Below are 15,520 nucleotides of genomic sequence, written 5' to 3'. Positions count from 1 at the left end.
GAAACTGTATAATTATTTTCCTTTCAGTCTCTGTTGTTCATGCACCATTTCCATAAAACTTCCATCGAATATCATAAAAATAAGCATGATAGCTCCAAGAACTAAGGAAATTCCAATATAAAAAACAAGTCCAACGACTATAAAAAGTAATGTCTTTAAAAATATTTTTTTGAAACTTAATTTGTATAAGCGTTTCAATACGTATGCTACATACAAAACACTAAGAGGTATAGATAAAGCTGTTATATAATTTAAAAAAGGGTGATAAATTATAATAAAAATTAAATACAATACATTAATAAGCACAACCGTATGTGAATATGCGTATAAATAAATAACTGCATGTTCGGTGTAATTGTATTTTTTGTAATTGTAAAATACAATTTTAGAAATTAATGCTAAAAGCGGAATCAGCATGAAATACATCAATGATTGGTAATCAAAAATTGCAGACATTACCTTAGAAAACATTTCTTTTTGCGCTTCGGATTGTTGAGATGTATTTAATACATCCATTGCATTTTTAAAAATATCAGGAAAAAACTTGAAGAAAATAAAGGTAAAAAAACCAGTAATAGTAATTGATATAGCAAAATAATTAAAAACATTTAAATACTTTTTTCGAGTCCCACTAATGAAACTGTCAATCACTACTTCGGGTTGTGTAAACATATGACGTACCGTTTTAAAAAATGTATTGTCATAGTTTAAAAATCGTTGTGAAAATTCACTCCATAAGTTTTTTAAAGTCAGTCGGTCGTGAATTACTTTAGCACCGCAATTTGGGCAAAACTTATTCTCTGTTTTTAGTTGGTATGTACAATTTTTACAATTCATAAGCTTTGGTTTTAGCCTAAATTATTTATAGGAGAATCTAGTTGTTGGTGTATTTTTTATTAGTTGTATTATATTAAAGATGTTACCCTTGGCGGGAATTAACTCAAGTCATTCTGAACCATTTCTTGCAGTGTTGGAATATCTTCATACAATACAAATTCACCATTTCTAATATATGAAATTTGTCCAGTTTCTTCTGAAACCACTAACACCAAAGCATCTGTTTTTTCTGTAATTCCTACGGCAGCTCTATGTCGTAATCCAAAGCGTTGTGGAATAGTTGTTTCTTTAGAAATAGGCAAAATAACACGTGTGGCAGTCACACGATTTCCTTCAATAATGATAGCACCATCATGCAATGGGCTATTTTTAAAAAAGATACTCTCTAAGGTCGGAATGTTTACTTCCATGCTCATTGTATCACCAGAATCTTTTACAAAATCTAAAGAGTTATTACGTTCAATAACAATAATAGCACCTGTTTTTGTGGTAGACATTTTAGCGCAGGCAGTTACTATAGCTTCCACATTTGTTTCAGTATTAATATCTTGTTTCAAAAACTTAAAATGTTTTACAAAACTACGTTTGGCAGCAAAATTAGTAGAACCAACCATCAATAAAAACTTTCGTATTTCTTGCTGAAAAACAATAAACAAAGCAATAATTCCAACATTAATAAATCCGCCAAAAATATTACTTAACACTTTCATTTCAAGTGCTTCTGTTATTTTCCAAACAATGAAAATAATAACAATTCCTATAAAAATATTAATGGCAGCAGTTCCTTTTACAAGCTTGTATACATAATACAAAAGCACTGCAACTAAAATGATTTCAATGAAATCTAACCAGCCAAAATTTAAAAAGCTTAAAAAATCCAAAATGAGTTGGGTAAACGATTGGAGTAAAAATAGCAAATATTATAGAATGTAAAGCTAAAACCTGTTTTTTTTCAATTTTACAATTAAACTACCTGTTTGTAAGGTAAAACCTTACTGTCTCAGCTGCTATTTTTAGTACATTTAATTTATTAATCAAAAAACAAATAATATGTTACACAAAATTTTAAACCTAAAAGGTGTAGAAGAAATCGAGAAAGAACAACAACAAAAAATCAATGGAGGACGTGCAAAATGTTTCAATGGAGGTATTTGTACAAGTTGTGGACATCATTGTGCAGAAGTTCAATGTTGTTACTGTGATGATTTCTAGAATACCGTAAACTAGAAAGTATTAAAAAGTTGTCTGGAAATAATTTCAGGCAACTTTTGTTTTTTTAAGTAAAAATTAATCTGTTATCATTTCTGCTAATTTTACACATTCCATTGCTTCCTTTACATCATGAACTCGTAAAATAGAAGCGCCATTTTGCAATGCAATAGTATGCAATACAGATGTTGCATTTAAAGCGTCTTGCGGAGAAATTTCTAATACTTTATAAATCATAGACTTTCTAGAAACACCTGCTAATACTGGGAAATCTAACAATTGAAATAACGCTAATTGTTTTAAAATTTTATAATTATGTGCAATCGTTTTTCCAAAACCAAATCCTGGATCAATAATAATATCATTTATTTTATGTGATTTCGCTTCCGCGATTTTACTCGAAAAGTAATAAAGTAACTCTTTTACAATAGCTTCATAGTTAGGGTTTTCTTGCATCGTTTGTGGTGTTCCTTGCATATGCATCATCACATAAGGTACACCAAGTTCGCCTACAGTTTTCATCATATCAGGATCTAAATTTCCAGCAGAAATATCATTAATCAAAGAAGCACCAACTTCAATGGCTTCCTTAGCAACAGCAGCTCTAAAGGTGTCAATAGAAATAATAGTTTCAGGAAACTGTTTCAAAATCAAAGAAACAATAGGTAATAAACGTTGTTTTTCTTCAGATTCGGTTACATGCGGCGCATTTGGTCGTGAGCTATATGCGCCAATATCGATAAAAGTAGCGCCATCGTTCAGCATTTTTTCTACTTGCGACAAAATAGAAACTTCGTCTTTGTATTTTCCACCATCAAAAAAAGAATCAGGTGTTACATTTAAAATCCCCATCACTCTTGGAGTATCTAAACTCACCAAACGACCTTTACAGTTGATACTTTTCATACATATATACCTTTAAAACAAAGTTATGTCCGTTTCTTTTTATAAATTGGTAATTTTGGACGAAATTTACATAAAATCTCACAGTTAACTGGCAAAAACGAAATAACAGATGAAATACCTTGTAGCACTTTCAAGAATAATCGTAGGTGGATTATTTATATTCTCAGGATTCATAAAACTAAATGATCCTGTAGGATTCTCTTTTAAGCTTACAGATTACTTTGCAGAAGATGTATTAAATATGGAATTCTTATCACCATATGCTTTAGGACTTGCTGTATTTATTGTAATACTTGAAGTAATACTTGGAGTAATGATTCTTGTAGGCTATTTTAAAAAGCCAGTTTTAGCCATGTTATTTGGTTTAATAGTATTTTTTACGTTTCTCACCTTTTATTCAGCATATTATAACAAAGTAACCGATTGTGGTTGTTTTGGCGATTTTTGGAAGTTAACACCTTGGGAAAGTTTCCGAAAAGATGTATTTCTACTAGTATTTATTATCATACTAATCATTGGACAGAAACATATAAAACCATTATTCTCCAATAAAATTAACTTAGGAATTACAGTTGTTAGTTTACTAGCATGTATACTTTTTGGAAAACACGTACTAAATCATTTACCAACATTTGATTTCCGACCGTATAAAATTTCTGCAAACATTATGGAAGGAATGTCGGTTCCACCAGATGCACCATTGCCAGTATTTCAATACAAATGGATTTTTAACGTAAATGGAGAAGACAAAGAAATTATAACAAATTCTGCAAACTATCCAGTAGTGGAAGGAGGAACCTATGTAAGTGTTACAAGTGAAATATTGGAAGAAGGATACGAACCGCCAATTCATGATTTTTCTATAGAAAGTATCGAAGATGGCGATGTAACGGAAGCAATGATGGCAGAAGAAAAATTAGCTATCATTGTTATGTATAATCTAGATAAAACAGAAGAAGAAGGATTGTTAAAAGTAAAAGAACTCACTGATAGAGCTACCGCAGCGGGTTACAAAGTCATCGGGTTATCATCGTCAGATCCAGAAAGTTTAAAAGATTTAGCAACCATAATGAACTATAACTTTGAGTTCTACCTTACAGATGAAACTGCCCTAAAAACAATCATTCGTTCAAATCCAGGTGTCTTAAAACTTGAAAAAGGAACGATAGTAGACAAAGCGCATTACAATGATTTTGAGGACGTAAAATTTTAGAAAATACTCTTTGGGGAAATATATCATACATAAAATCGGATATGCATTTCTAACACTTTTTGGAGTTGTTACGGTAATTTTTTTCTTGTTTAATATCTTACCAGGCGATCCCGCAAAAATGATGCTTGGGCAAAATCAAACAGAAGAACAAGTTGCAATTGTAAAAAAGAAATATGGTTTTGATAAACCTTTGCTAACGCAGTATGCATACTATATAAACGATTTGTTACCACTATCTTTTCATTCCACAAAAGAGAATGATTATACCTATTTAAGAAACAATAAATACAGTGCAGCGAAACTATTTACAATAGGAAATACAACAACAGTTTTAAAATTACCTTACTTACGTGAATCGTTTCAAAAATCAGGGAAAAGTGTGTCGCAAGTCATAAGTGAAACATTACCAAATACTATTGTATTAGCGGTTGCAGCTATTAGTATTGCAATGTTGTTGGGAATTATTTTTGGAGTAATTTCAGCTTTATATAAAGACACATTTATAGATAAATTTATTCAAATTATAAGTACTTTGGGAATGAGTGTTCCTTCGTTTTTTAGTGCGATACTATTTGCATGGATTTTTGGTTTTCTATTGCATGAATTCACAAACTTGAACATGACTGGAAGCTTGTATGAAGTAGACGATTTTGGTGAATCTACTAGCATTTGCTGGAAAAATCTCATCTTACCAGCCATCGTATTAGGAATTCGTCCGTTAGCGGTTGTTATTCAATTAATGAGAAATTCGTTGCTAGAAGTATTCAATCAAGATTATATCAGAACAGCAAGAGCTAAAGGATTAAGTGAATTTCAAATCATAAAAAAACATGCTATCAAAAACGCATTAAATCCTGTAATTACAGCAATTTCAGGTTGGTTCGCTTCCATGTTAGCAGGCGCCGTTTTTGTAGAATATATATTTGGTTGGAATGGACTTGGAAAAGAAATTGTTGATGCTTTAAATAGTCAAGATTTACCAATAATCATGGGTTCTGTACTAATTATAGCGAGCATGTTTGTCATTATCAATATTTTAGTAGACATCATTTATGGTTGGCTCGATCCTAAAATACGATTACAATAAAAACAATCTGGATGAAAGCAACAACATTATATTTCGTCTGTATGTGTATATTTTTCATGATGCAATCATGTGAAAATGAAAAATCTAAAGCGGTAAAAGAAGAAAGTTCAACATTCGTATTACCAACTAATACATCTATAAATATAGTGATTGATAAAAGCGATTATACTCTTTCTGTATTTGCAGCAGATACGTTGGTAAAAAAATATGATGTTGTTTTTGGAGGAAATCCAATTGATGATAAGCATAAAGAAGGTGATAAATGTACACCAGAAGGTGTTTTTGGAATGCGAGACAAATATCCGCATCGCAATTGGACAAAATTTATTTGGATAGATTACCCAAATGAAGCATCTTGGACAAAATTCAATCAGCGTAAAGCTGCTGGAATCATCAAAGAAGGTGAAACCATTGGTGGTGAAGTTGGAATTCACGGTGTTCCTGATGGAATGGATCATATGATTGATGAAAAACGTAACTGGACATTAGGTTGTATTTCTATGAAAAACGCAGCCATAAACGAGCTATATCCGTACATCACAAAACAAACAAAAATTACAATTCAAAAATAATGAGAAATCTCATATATATATGTATTATCGGATTGCTGTTTACAAGTTGTAAAAAAGAAATTCTTACAAAATTTCCATCAGAAGCGCTACAAGAAAGTATGCGAACAATTGATGGGAAAGATATCACTTTTGAGGAAGTTTTAACCAAATACAAAGGACAAACAATCTTTGTAGATATATGGGCTTCATGGTGTGGCGATTGTTTAAAGGGAATTCCAGGTGTAAAAGAAATTCAAAAAAATAATCAACAGTTAACATACCTATTTCTATCTTTGGATCGAAATGAAGCAGGCTGGAAAGCAGGAATGAAAAAACATAATCTTACTGGAGAACATTATTATGTGAAAACAGGTTTTAAAGGCGCTTTCGGAAAAGCCATTGGACTCGATTGGATTCCAAGATATATGGTTATCAACCCTGATGGAAGTATCAAACTCTTTGAAGCTATAAAAACAAACGATAAAGCATTGCTAGCAGCAATTAAACTATAAAAATAAAGGACATGAGACGAAAAATAGTTGCAGGAAACTGGAAAATGAACAATGATCTTTCACAAACGGAAGCATTACTAAACGACTTAATAGCACAAGTGCCAAACACCGATGCTAGTGTGATGATTGCACCAACGTTTGTAAACCTTTTTCAAGCATTTACTGTATTAAAAGGACACAATATAGAAGTAATTGCACAAAATATGCATCAAGCTGAAAAAGGTGCTTATACAGGAGAAGTATCTGCACAAATGCTAAAAAGCGTAGGTGTAAATACGGTAATTCTAGGACATAGTGAACGTAGAGCATATTTTGGCGAAATAGACGAATTATTAGCAGCAAAAGTTGATGCAGCTCTAGCAAACGATATGGAAGTTATTTTCTGTTTTGGAGAAGAATTAGAAGATCGTAAAGCAGAAAATCATTTTGCAATAGTAGAAGCACAATTAAAAAATGCACTATTTCATCTAAAAGTAGAAAACTGGAAAAACATTGTATTAGCATACGAGCCAGTTTGGGCAATCGGAACTGGAGAAACAGCATCACCTGAACAAGCACAAGAAATGCACGCATTCATCAGAAAAATAGTTTCTGAAGCTTTTGGAGATGAGGTTGGAAATGACGTTTCTATATTATATGGAGGAAGTGTAAAACCTGCAAATGCTGCCGAAATTTTTTCTAAAGAAGATGTTGATGGTGGATTGATCGGTGGAGCAGCGTTAAAAGCTGCAGATTTTGTAGCAATTATAAATGCAATATAAATTAAATGTCAACAACATACATAGGATATACATTTAAAGTACAACCGCTACAACCTGGCGTAGAAATACTGATTGCCGAATTGGGCTATGCAGGATTTGAAAGCTTTGTAGAAAATGAAGACGGTGTAAATGCATATATCCAAAAAGATGACTGGAATGCTTCTATTTTAGAAAACATTCAAATATTAGAAAACAAAGAATTTCAAATCAGTTATCAACACGAAGAAATTGCACAAGTCAATTGGAATGAAGAATGGGAAAAGAACTTTGAAGCCATTGAAGTTGATGGAGAATGTGTAGTTCGTGCACCATTTCATGAAAAACCATCTGTAACATATGATATCATCATAGAACCTAAAATGAGTTTCGGAACAGGTCATCATGAAACTACACATATGATGTTGCAGCACATTTTAAAAACAGATGTGAAGAACAAAAAAGTACTCGATATGGGTTGCGGAACAGGTGTTTTAGCTATTCTGGCAGAGATGCGAGGAGCGCAACCATTAGATGCTATTGATATTGATAATTGGTGTTACTTAAATACATTGGAAAATGTAGAACGCAACAATTGCAAACACATTTCTACCTATGAAGGTGATGTGTCTTTATTAAAAGATAAAAAGTATGATATTATTATAGCGAACATTAATAGAAATATTCTACTAAATGATATACATCAATATACGGCATGTTTACCTTCGGATGGTGTTTTATTTCTAAGCGGATTTTACACAGAAGATATTCCAATTATTACGGAGGAATGTGCTAAAAACAAGTTAAAATTAGTGGATAAGCTCGAAAAAAATAATTGGGTTGCTTTAAAATTTGTAATTTCGCAGTAAAATATTGACTATGAGTACGCAAGAGAAAGTTGAAGAACAAATATTAACACTAGAAGATATACAAAAGAATAATGAAATTGTTTTGTATAACGATGATGTAAATACATTTGATCATGTGATTCAGACCTTAATATATGCCTGTGACCATACGGCAGAACAAGCTGAACAATGTTCAATAATTGTTCATTACAAAGGGAAATGTACAGTAAAAACTGGACAATATGAAGAATTGAAACCAAGATGTAGTAAATTATTACAAGCTGGACTTTCAGCAGAAATTATTTAGTACAACATAAAGATTTTTAGTACAATAGAAAAAAGAGCGCTTTTTAAGAGTGCTCTTTTTTTTTGAAAAATATTTAACAAAACCTATAAAATGTGTTAATTTCTTAAGCATTTTTAGTTTTTTTAACATTTTGTTGGCAATTTATCAATCTAATTCTTACTTTTGGCATGTGTTAAAAATCGCTCCAAACTTTAATTAACATAAACCAAAAACTTTTAAAAATGAAAAATTTTAAAAACTTAACCTTAGTATTAGCCCTAGCTATGGGTATTACGGTTGTATCATGTACAAAAGATACAGCTAGTGTTGTAGATGAGGAGCAAGCAGAAGCAGTTGGAATTTCACAAGACGTTTTAGAAAAAGCAAGCTCTCTTTATTTTAACACAGATGATTTACAAGAATCAAACATCATAAAACCAGACGGAACTGAAGAACAAGCGTATTTAATTGAAGGAGATATTGTAATGTCTCATGATCAATTAATGAACATGGAATTAGGAGATGGAACTGGTAGTGAGCAGTACAGAACAAACAATTTGGTATCTCAAAATAGAACTATCCGTGTAATTGGTTACACTGGTGGAGGTGGATACGGTTTGTCAAGTAACATGCAAACAGCACTTCAATGGGCAATTAACAATTACAATGCATTAAATATTAGCTTAACATTCACGCTTACATTTGGAACTAACTATCAATCATATGATATCGTAGTATACAGAGTTCCTAACGGACAAGCTGGTGGTGTAGCTGGTTTCCCTTCAGGAGGAAATCCATACAAGTGGGTTCAAATTTTCTCAGGAATGGATAACTATAATACTAACGTAAATGAGCACGTTATTGGACACGAAATAGGACATTCAGTAGGGTTACGTCACACTGACTGGTTCAGCAGACAAAGTTGTGGACAATCAGGAGAAAGTGCAAATCCAGATGGAGCAGTTCACATTCCAGGAACTCCAACAGGATATGACCCAACTTCATTAATGTTAGCTTGTTTCAACTCAGGTGTTGACGGAGAGTTTAATAATAACGATAGAATTGCGTTAGAGTACTTATATTAATAAGAATATAGTACCGTATATATAATAATAAATAAAAAGTCAGAGAGATTTTTAACATAGAAAAGGCGCCTAACCAGCGCCTTTTTGCTATTTATATATAGATGAAAACAATTGAAAAATAATTATCATATATATAAATGAAATAAATTTGTGTAACAACTAGTTACAAATGACACATGCACTCTACAATAAAAAGAATGAGAAAATAATAACGGTTACTACTCTCGTTAATAATACATTTCCTTTGTTGCCTGATAATCCGAATTTCTATGGAGTCTTCTTCTTTAATAAAGCTGACGCTAAATTGACTATTGATACAAAAGAGATAAAAGTTATAGATAAAAATATATTATTTTATTATCCCTATCAAAAGTTACAACTAGAAGGAAGTTTTGAATGTGTGTTCATTCAATTTCACCCTGACTTTTTCTGTATAGATATCCATGCAAAAGATATTGGTTGCTAAGGATTATTATTCAATAACTTTATGAATGATGCTTTATTGCGATGTTCTCAAAGCGAATTTAATAATTTATCTACGTTCCATTTAAATATTCAATCTGAATTATTTAATAAAGAAATTGGGCAATTAGATATGGTGTCCAGTCAATTAAAAATGTTTTTAATAAAAGCAGTTCGTTGTAAAAAGAGAAAGCAAGAAATTGAATCAGTAAAAAAAGAAAATATACATTATCAAATTGAAAAACTGATTGAAATATATTTTATAAAAGAATCATCTGTAGAATTTTACGCAAAAAAAATTGAGGTCTCGATTTCTACGTTTAATAGATTATGTAAAAAATATTTTCAAAATAGCTTTGTAACATTGCTTAACCTGAAACGTATTGCAAGTGCAAAAAACAAGCTGTTCCTAACCAATATTTCTATTAAAGATATTGCATATGAAGTAGGTTATAATGATCCTTTATATTTTAGTAGAGTCTTTAAAAAACATACGAATATCTCTCCTAAAGAATTTCGGAAACAACTAAAAAACAACAGATTGGTTTAATTGTCCATGTTTTGGTTCAATCGTCCTTAAATACAAAGTAATGTGCATAGTAGTTTTGTTTTAAACTTTAAAATAATACTATGGAACAAAAAGAAATATGGCTACATAGCCTACAAACAGTAACACCACAAGAAGGATATGAACTTGCCATAAAACTCTCAAGAATGGGCGTAAAATCAATACAGCCAGATATGGAAGTTTTAAAAAAATTACGTCCAGAATATGCAAATAATACAACAGGTCTTACGATGGCTTCTCATGTAATAGCCGTTAATTTTCAGACTGTTTCCGCAGCAAATAATTATTGGAAATAATATAGTAACCATAAAAAAGCGTACTATAGATTCGCTCTTCATATAATTTAGCTTCACAGAAATGTGGAGCTTTTAAATCTCATTTCTATAATGATTAGGAGCAGAGCCAACCTGTCGTTTGAAGTATTTTACAAAATATGAAGGATCTTCAAAACCTATTCTAAAAGCAATTTCACCAATTTGAAGTGAGGTAAACTTCAACAATCGTTTTGCTTGTAAAATAACACGATCTGTAATGATTTGTGAAGCAGATTTCTCAGCCATTTTTTTTGTAATTGTATTCAAAGTTTTAGATGAAATATGGAGTAAATCTGCATATGCTTTCACCGAAAGTCCTTTTTTATAATTTTCTTCTACCAACTCTTTATAGTGTACAAATTGTAATTCGTAATGATTTGTAAATGATAATTGTTTCTGTAGATTCTTTTGATGAACACGTTCCAAATTGATCAACAATGATTTTAATGAAAACCGAATGGTATCTTCATAACCAAACTGATGCCTTTGCAATAATTCTTTTCGCATCAATTTCATATATAAACTTGCAGTTTCGGCAGTTTCATCATCAATGCTATAACAAGGATTTTCTTGTGCGTTAAAAATGTTATGCTTCAAAAATACATCAACATCTGTGTGCATAAAAAAACTTTCGTTAAAATGAATAAGCCAACCATTTATATCTAAATTATCATCAAAAGCATGTACGCGATCTTTAGAAATAAAAAAGATCATATTCTTTTGAATTTTATACGATTCAAAATCAACATGATGCGTGCCTTCATTATCAAAAAACCAAATAATTTGATAATAACTATGTGAATGTGCAACGGCAGCTTTTTCAGCACTTCGTTTACGGTATTCATGCAAATCATAAATTTCAAATTGAAGCTTTTCAGGATGCGCTTTATGAAGATGATATTTTTCTATTCTGGTTTTAAAATCTTTCAAATGATACGTTTCGAATTCATTTTAAAAATACAATAACTTTTCAATATTTAATCTTGTGCTATAAATTTCTTTGCCGCATTAAAACCGCTATATATTGCTCCGTCCATATAACCGCCATGAATAGGAGAGGTTTCGGCTCCTGAAAACAGTAGTTTGTTATTAAGGTATGTTTCTTGAAATGCAGGATTTCCGTATCTCGGACTCATATAAATAGATTTTACCGCATCAGTATTTGTAAATACATCTTGCGACCAGTCTTTTTCTTCATAGGTTAGGTATTCTAAAACTTCATTGCCTAAATATTTTTGCAAATGCTCTAAAATACGCGATTTACGTTCTTCGGGAGAAACATCGCGCAACGCTTCATTTACAAAACCCATTAAAGCAAAAGTTTCTTCTTTAGCGCAACAATGATCATACAATTCAGTAACACAACCAATTTGACCAATTAAAGTGCCCGACATTTGCTTGGCTTTCCAAAAAGGTTTTTTAAATGTCAAACCAACTTTCATTGCATTACTCATCCATGTATGCGTATTTTCCATACTTTTCATTAAAGAGTTTGATAATTTTGGTGTAAATGTAATTTGTGAAGCAATTCTTGGTGGTACTGTGACAATAACTTTTGCAGCTTTAAATTCGCCTTGATTTGTCGTTAATACAATTTGATTTTCTATTTCTTCAATATGTGAAACCTTGGTATTTGTGTAAATTCTCTCTTGATGAATTGTTGCTAAAGCTTGAATCATTGCAAGTGAACCACCTGCAATTCTATATGCGGCAGGATAACTTGGATCATTTTCAAAATAATGAGCTGGCGCCATTGAATTGTATACCAACACACTTTTTCCTTCACTATATTGATGAAACTTTTTAATATGTAAATGGTCTAAAATTGTAGTAACATGCTCATGATGATTCTGAAACCAAGTTGCTCCAAAATCAATTCCATCTTTTGTTAAAATTCGTCCACCAATACGATCTCTGGCTTCCAAAATAATAATATCAGTCTCACCTTGCTGATGAAGCGCATAAGCAGTAGTGAGACCTGATAAGCCTGCACCAACAATAATATATGTTGCAGTTATTTGTTTCATTAGTGTTCCATTAAATGTGTACCGTGTACTACAGCTGCACCAGCGCGCAAAGCGGCAGTAATAAAAGTAACTTCGGCAAGTTCTTCTTGTGTAGCTCCGGCTTCAGCAGCATGTTTTTTATGAATTTCTAAGCAATACGGACATTGTGTTGTTAATGCGACTGCTATTGCCATTAATTCTTTATATTTTTTTGGGATGACTCCATCACCTAAAGCAGCCTGATCTAGTTGTTGAAATGCTTTCATAGCAGGCGCTGCATTTTTTCCTAAAGCACCTAATTGCTTTAGATTTTTCATATCATACATAAGTACTTATTTTTTGAGTGTAAAAAAAGCAAAGTCCTATAAAACTTTGCTTTCGATATAAATTTTAGAAGTTTAGTTTCTACCTGACATAACACCACCATCTGTATCCCAAATAGCACCAGTAACCCAACCAGCTTTATCTGAAAGTAAATAGGAAATAGTATCCGCAACATCTTGTGCTTTCCCATTACGTCCAATAGGATGAAAGCCATGAAAATTTTGCAACGCATCATGAGCTTCTTGTTTTCCACCAAAAACACTTTCGTACACAGGAGTTTCTACAACAGCAGGTGAAACTGCGTTTACACGAATTTTATGATCTGCCAATTCCATTGCTAAATGTTGTGTTAATGAATGTAAACCAGCTTTTTGCATAGAATATGCAGAAGATGGTGTTGCTTTTACAGCTTGCTTAGCCCACATTGAACCTACATTTACAATAGCTCCGCCATTGGAGGTACTCATTTTTTTAGCTGCAGCTTGTGTGATAAAGAAGAAACCTCTATTTAAATCTTGATACGAGTCATAATCTGAAACCGTATGATCTAAAAATGGTTTTGGACCAAAAATACCTGAGGCATTTACCAAATAATCTAAATTATCGAGTCCGTTAATTTTTTCGTTTAATGCATTTACCTGTGTTGTATTAGTAATATCTACTTGATGTGTATGCAAATTTCCTGAAACTTCATTTTTAAAAGCTTCTAATTTTGAAGGGTTGGTTCCTACAACGTGAACTTCTACACCTTCGTTTAATAAATTTTGTGCAGTTGCTCTACCAATTCCACTGCTTCCGCCTATAATTAATGCTCTTTTGCTCATATTTATATGTTTTTATTTGTGATACTTTTTTTGAACAGAACAAAAGTATGGTGTGTCACATTTGATAAATAGTGCAGAAAAGAAAATGAATGGTAATTTTGGGAAAGTTGAATCTAATTATAAAAAAATCCTTTCCATATTGAAATGAAAAGGATCTTATACCTATAGTTTGCCTACTTTATGAAAGGGTAGAAGGGCAAACAAATTCCGTTAACGGTAAATCAGTTTTTTTAATAGCTCCAAATCCGCCAGCAACATCTGTTACTTTATGAAAGCCGCGTGCTTTTAGTATAGAAGCAGCAATTACAGAACGATAACCTCCTGCACAATGAATATGATATGCTTTATTAGGATCAATTTCGCTCATGTTTTTGTCTATATAATCTAGTGCGAAATGTTGTACGTTTTCAATATGCTTTGCTTTGTATTCTCCATCTTTACGAACATCTAATACGTTTAAAGTATTCTTTTTAAAACGATTTGCAAACTCATTTGCTGAGATAGAAGTAATACTAGCAGTTTCTCTCCCAGAAGCTTTCCAGGTGTCAATTCCGCCTTCTAAATATCCAAGCGTATTGTCGTATCCAACACGTGAAAGACGTGTAACTGCTTCCGCAGATTTTCCTTTAGGAACGATTAATAGAATTGGTTGTTGTAAATCAGTGATTAAGGCACCAACCCAAGGAGCAAAACTTCCATTTAAACCAATAAAAATACTATTTGGAATGTGTGCTGATAAGAAATCTTTCTGCGGACGAACATCCAATACTAATGTATTGTTTTCATTAGCAATAGCTTCAAAAGCTTCTGGAGTTAATGGAACATTTCCTTTTTCTAATACTGTTTCAAAAGCAGTATATCCAGATTTATTCATCATGGCGTTTTTTGAAAAATATTGTGGTGGTGGTGCGATACCATCTAACACTTCTTTTACAAATTCTTCTTTCGTCATGTCAGCACGCAAAGCATAATTTGTTTTCTTTTGCTCTCCAAGAATACCGACAGTTTCTTTACTAAGATTTTTTCCACAAGCAGAACCAGCGCCATGAGCAGGATATACAATAATATCATCTGCAAGCGGCATAATTTTCGTTCGTAGTGAATCGAATAACATTCCTGCTAAATCTTCTTTTGTTAAGTCAGATTTAATAGCCAAGTCTGGTCTTCCTACATCACCTAAAAATAAAGTGTCACCTGAAAAGATAGCATGTTCTTTTCCGTTTTCATCAATTAGTAAATACGTTGTAGATTCTAATGTATGGCCAGGCGTATGTAATACTTTTATTTGGATGTTTCCTACTGTAAAAACTTCATTATCCTTTGCTGTATATATATCGTAATCTGTAGTTGCATTTGGTCCAAAAATTATTGTTGCACCAGTTGCTTTGGCTAAATCAATATGGCCAGAAACAAAATCTGCATGAAAATGAGTTTCAAAAACATATTTGATCGTTGCATTATTTGTTTTAGCCTTTTCAATATAAGCTTTGGTTTCCCGCAAAGGGTCAATAATGGCAACTTCTCCATTGGATTCTATATAATAAGCACCTTGTGCAAGGCAACCTGTATAAATTTGTTCAATCTTCATAATGCTGTATTTGCGGTACAAATATAACAAAGATTGCTATTATATATACTGTGCTTGCATTGTATTTATTTGTTAAAATATTAGCAGTTTATTGTGAACATTTTAATGATTACTAGCTTTTTAGGTAAAATAAAGGGACAGAGTAAAAGAAGTATCTGTTCAT

20 protein-coding genes are annotated in these 15,520 nt (G+C 32.0%); 12 read left to right on the top strand and 8 right to left on the bottom strand.

What is annotated here, in order from left to right:
• Positions 1 to 12 precede the first annotated feature (12 nt).
• Together Q0828_RS21480 and cdaA are read right to left on the bottom strand one after the other, a co-directional pair.
• Positions 13 to 837: a DUF3667 domain-containing protein gene (locus Q0828_RS21480; RefSeq protein WP_298426391.1), complete on the bottom strand. Its 825-nt coding sequence runs from the start codon at positions 835 to 837 to the stop codon at positions 13 to 15.
• 98 nt (positions 838 to 935) lie between these two features.
• Positions 936 to 1,718 carry a diadenylate cyclase CdaA gene (gene cdaA, locus Q0828_RS21475; RefSeq protein ID WP_298426387.1) on the bottom strand — a complete coding sequence of 261 codons (783 nt, stop codon included), beginning with the start codon at positions 1,716 to 1,718 and terminating at the stop codon, positions 936 to 938.
• 169 nt (positions 1,719 to 1,887) lie between these two features.
• On the opposite strand from cdaA, the gene Q0828_RS21470 reads away from it, so the two are divergent.
• Positions 1,888 to 2,049 (top strand): hypothetical protein, encoded by a 162-nt coding sequence (locus Q0828_RS21470; protein WP_298426384.1) that lies wholly within the window; start codon positions 1,888 to 1,890, stop codon positions 2,047 to 2,049.
• A 75-nt stretch (positions 2,050 to 2,124) separates the two neighbouring features.
• Here the strand turns inward: Q0828_RS21470 and folP are convergent, their stop codons facing one another.
• Positions 2,125 to 2,952: a dihydropteroate synthase gene (gene folP / locus Q0828_RS21465; protein ID WP_298426381.1), complete on the bottom strand. Its 828-nt coding sequence runs from the start codon at positions 2,950 to 2,952 to the stop codon at positions 2,125 to 2,127.
• Between the two features lie 109 nt (positions 2,953 to 3,061).
• Between folP and Q0828_RS21460 the strand changes: the two genes are divergently transcribed.
• The 11 genes from Q0828_RS21460 to Q0828_RS21410 all read left to right on the top strand — a co-directional run bounded on the left by Q0828_RS21460 (position 3,062) and on the right by Q0828_RS21410 (position 10,597).
• Positions 3,062 to 4,165, top strand: a complete 1,104-nt coding sequence (locus tag Q0828_RS21460; protein ID WP_298426378.1) for a BT_3928 family protein — start codon at positions 3,062 to 3,064, stop codon at positions 4,163 to 4,165.
• Between the two features lie 10 nt (positions 4,166 to 4,175).
• Positions 4,176 to 5,252 (top strand): ABC transporter permease, encoded by a 1,077-nt coding sequence (locus tag Q0828_RS21455; protein WP_298426375.1) that lies wholly within the window; start codon positions 4,176 to 4,178, stop codon positions 5,250 to 5,252.
• An 11-nt stretch (positions 5,253 to 5,263) separates the two neighbouring features.
• Entirely contained in the window at positions 5,264 to 5,824 is a 561-nt protein-coding gene (locus Q0828_RS21450) for a L,D-transpeptidase (protein ID WP_298426372.1), read from the top strand.
• Positions 5,824 to 6,315 carry a TlpA disulfide reductase family protein gene (locus Q0828_RS21445; protein WP_298426369.1) on the top strand — a complete coding sequence of 164 codons (492 nt, stop codon included), beginning with the start codon at positions 5,824 to 5,826 and terminating at the stop codon, positions 6,313 to 6,315. Before Q0828_RS21450 ends, Q0828_RS21445 begins: the two co-directional genes overlap by 1 nt.
• 11 nt (positions 6,316 to 6,326) lie before the next feature.
• A complete protein-coding gene (tpiA, locus tag Q0828_RS21440) occupies positions 6,327 to 7,076 on the top strand; it encodes a triose-phosphate isomerase (RefSeq protein WP_298426366.1) in 750 nt (249 codons plus the stop codon).
• 5 nt (positions 7,077 to 7,081) lie between these two features.
• A complete protein-coding gene (gene prmA, locus Q0828_RS21435; RefSeq protein ID WP_298426363.1) occupies positions 7,082 to 7,921 on the top strand; it encodes a 50S ribosomal protein L11 methyltransferase in 840 nt (279 codons plus the stop codon).
• A 10-nt stretch (positions 7,922 to 7,931) separates the two neighbouring features.
• Positions 7,932 to 8,207: an ATP-dependent Clp protease adaptor ClpS gene (locus tag Q0828_RS21430; RefSeq protein ID WP_298426360.1), complete on the top strand. Its 276-nt coding sequence runs from the start codon at positions 7,932 to 7,934 to the stop codon at positions 8,205 to 8,207.
• Between the two features lie 221 nt (positions 8,208 to 8,428).
• Entirely contained in the window at positions 8,429 to 9,271 is an 843-nt protein-coding gene (locus Q0828_RS21425; protein WP_298426358.1) for a M57 family metalloprotease, read from the top strand.
• A 169-nt stretch (positions 9,272 to 9,440) separates the two neighbouring features.
• Positions 9,441 to 9,737: a hypothetical protein gene (locus Q0828_RS21420; protein ID WP_298426355.1), complete on the top strand. Its 297-nt coding sequence runs from the start codon at positions 9,441 to 9,443 to the stop codon at positions 9,735 to 9,737.
• A 21-nt stretch (positions 9,738 to 9,758) separates the two neighbouring features.
• A complete protein-coding gene (locus tag Q0828_RS21415; protein ID WP_298426353.1) occupies positions 9,759 to 10,283 on the top strand; it encodes an AraC family transcriptional regulator in 525 nt (174 codons plus the stop codon).
• An 80-nt stretch (positions 10,284 to 10,363) separates the two neighbouring features.
• Positions 10,364 to 10,597: a hexameric tyrosine-coordinated heme protein gene (locus tag Q0828_RS21410; protein ID WP_298426350.1), complete on the top strand. Its 234-nt coding sequence runs from the start codon at positions 10,364 to 10,366 to the stop codon at positions 10,595 to 10,597.
• A 72-nt stretch (positions 10,598 to 10,669) separates the two neighbouring features.
• Here Q0828_RS21410 and Q0828_RS21405 read toward each other — a convergent pair whose 3' ends face one another.
• From Q0828_RS21405 to Q0828_RS21385, 5 genes are all read right to left on the bottom strand, one after another.
• Positions 10,670 to 11,545: an AraC family transcriptional regulator gene (locus tag Q0828_RS21405; RefSeq protein ID WP_298426347.1), complete on the bottom strand. Its 876-nt coding sequence runs from the start codon at positions 11,543 to 11,545 to the stop codon at positions 10,670 to 10,672.
• 47 nt (positions 11,546 to 11,592) lie between these two features.
• Positions 11,593 to 12,642, bottom strand: a complete 1,050-nt coding sequence (locus Q0828_RS21400) for an NAD(P)/FAD-dependent oxidoreductase (protein ID WP_298426344.1) — start codon at positions 12,640 to 12,642, stop codon at positions 11,593 to 11,595.
• Positions 12,642 to 12,947: a carboxymuconolactone decarboxylase family protein gene (locus tag Q0828_RS21395; protein WP_298426341.1), complete on the bottom strand. Its 306-nt coding sequence runs from the start codon at positions 12,945 to 12,947 to the stop codon at positions 12,642 to 12,644. The genes Q0828_RS21400 and Q0828_RS21395 overlap by 1 nt, the downstream gene beginning before the upstream one ends.
• Before the next feature lie 72 nt (positions 12,948 to 13,019).
• Positions 13,020 to 13,769 (bottom strand): SDR family oxidoreductase, encoded by a 750-nt coding sequence (locus tag Q0828_RS21390; RefSeq protein WP_298426339.1) that lies wholly within the window; start codon positions 13,767 to 13,769, stop codon positions 13,020 to 13,022.
• A gap of 178 nt (positions 13,770 to 13,947) precedes the next feature.
• On the bottom strand, positions 13,948 to 15,357 hold the full coding sequence (locus Q0828_RS21385; protein WP_298426336.1) for an MBL fold metallo-hydrolase: 1,410 nt from the start codon (positions 15,355 to 15,357) through the stop codon (positions 13,948 to 13,950).
• Positions 15,358 to 15,520: the final 163 nt, after the last annotated feature.

It is taken from the genome of uncultured Kordia sp. (assembly GCF_947496985.1).
In the GTDB taxonomy this organism is placed as follows: domain Bacteria; phylum Bacteroidota; class Bacteroidia; order Flavobacteriales; family Flavobacteriaceae; genus Kordia.
Note: the sequence above shows the minus strand (reverse complement) of the source record. Positions and strands in the feature narration are given on the sequence as shown.

Bases quoted from the DNA above. Each gene is read 5' to 3' on its own strand.
- Q0828_RS21430 (WP_298426360.1), top strand. From the start codon at position 7,932: ATGAGTACGCAAGAGAAAGTTGAAGAACAAATATTAACACTAGAAGAT.
- Q0828_RS21460 (WP_298426378.1), top strand. From the start codon at position 3,062: ATGAAATACCTTGTAGCACTTTCAAGAATAATCGTAGGTGGATTATTT.
- Q0828_RS21415 (WP_298426353.1), top strand. From the start codon at position 9,759: ATGAATGATGCTTTATTGCGATGTTCTCAAAGCGAATTTAATAATTTA.
- Q0828_RS21480 (WP_298426391.1), bottom strand. From the start codon at position 837: ATGAATTGTAAAAATTGTACATACCAACTAAAAACAGAGAATAAGTTT.
- Q0828_RS21410 (WP_298426350.1), top strand. From the start codon at position 10,364: ATGGAACAAAAAGAAATATGGCTACATAGCCTACAAACAGTAACACCA.
- Q0828_RS21395 (WP_298426341.1), bottom strand. From the start codon at position 12,947: ATGTATGATATGAAAAATCTAAAGCAATTAGGTGCTTTAGGAAAAAAT.
- Q0828_RS21390 (WP_298426339.1), bottom strand. From the start codon at position 13,769: ATGAGCAAAAGAGCATTAATTATAGGCGGAAGCAGTGGAATTGGTAGA.
- Q0828_RS21445 (WP_298426369.1), top strand. From the start codon at position 5,824: ATGAGAAATCTCATATATATATGTATTATCGGATTGCTGTTTACAAGT.
- Q0828_RS21425 (WP_298426358.1), top strand. From the start codon at position 8,429: ATGAAAAATTTTAAAAACTTAACCTTAGTATTAGCCCTAGCTATGGGT.
- Q0828_RS21385 (WP_298426336.1), bottom strand. From the start codon at position 15,357: ATGAAGATTGAACAAATTTATACAGGTTGCCTTGCACAAGGTGCTTAT.
- folP (WP_298426381.1), bottom strand. From the start codon at position 2,952: ATGAAAAGTATCAACTGTAAAGGTCGTTTGGTGAGTTTAGATACTCCA.
- Q0828_RS21450 (WP_298426372.1), top strand. From the start codon at position 5,264: ATGAAAGCAACAACATTATATTTCGTCTGTATGTGTATATTTTTCATG.
- Q0828_RS21470 (WP_298426384.1), top strand. From the start codon at position 1,888: ATGTTACACAAAATTTTAAACCTAAAAGGTGTAGAAGAAATCGAGAAA.
- prmA (WP_298426363.1), top strand. From the start codon at position 7,082: ATGTCAACAACATACATAGGATATACATTTAAAGTACAACCGCTACAA.
- Q0828_RS21420 (WP_298426355.1), top strand. From the start codon at position 9,441: ATGACACATGCACTCTACAATAAAAAGAATGAGAAAATAATAACGGTT.
- tpiA (WP_298426366.1), top strand. From the start codon at position 6,327: ATGAGACGAAAAATAGTTGCAGGAAACTGGAAAATGAACAATGATCTT.
- Q0828_RS21400 (WP_298426344.1), bottom strand. From the start codon at position 12,642: ATGAAACAAATAACTGCAACATATATTATTGTTGGTGCAGGCTTATCA.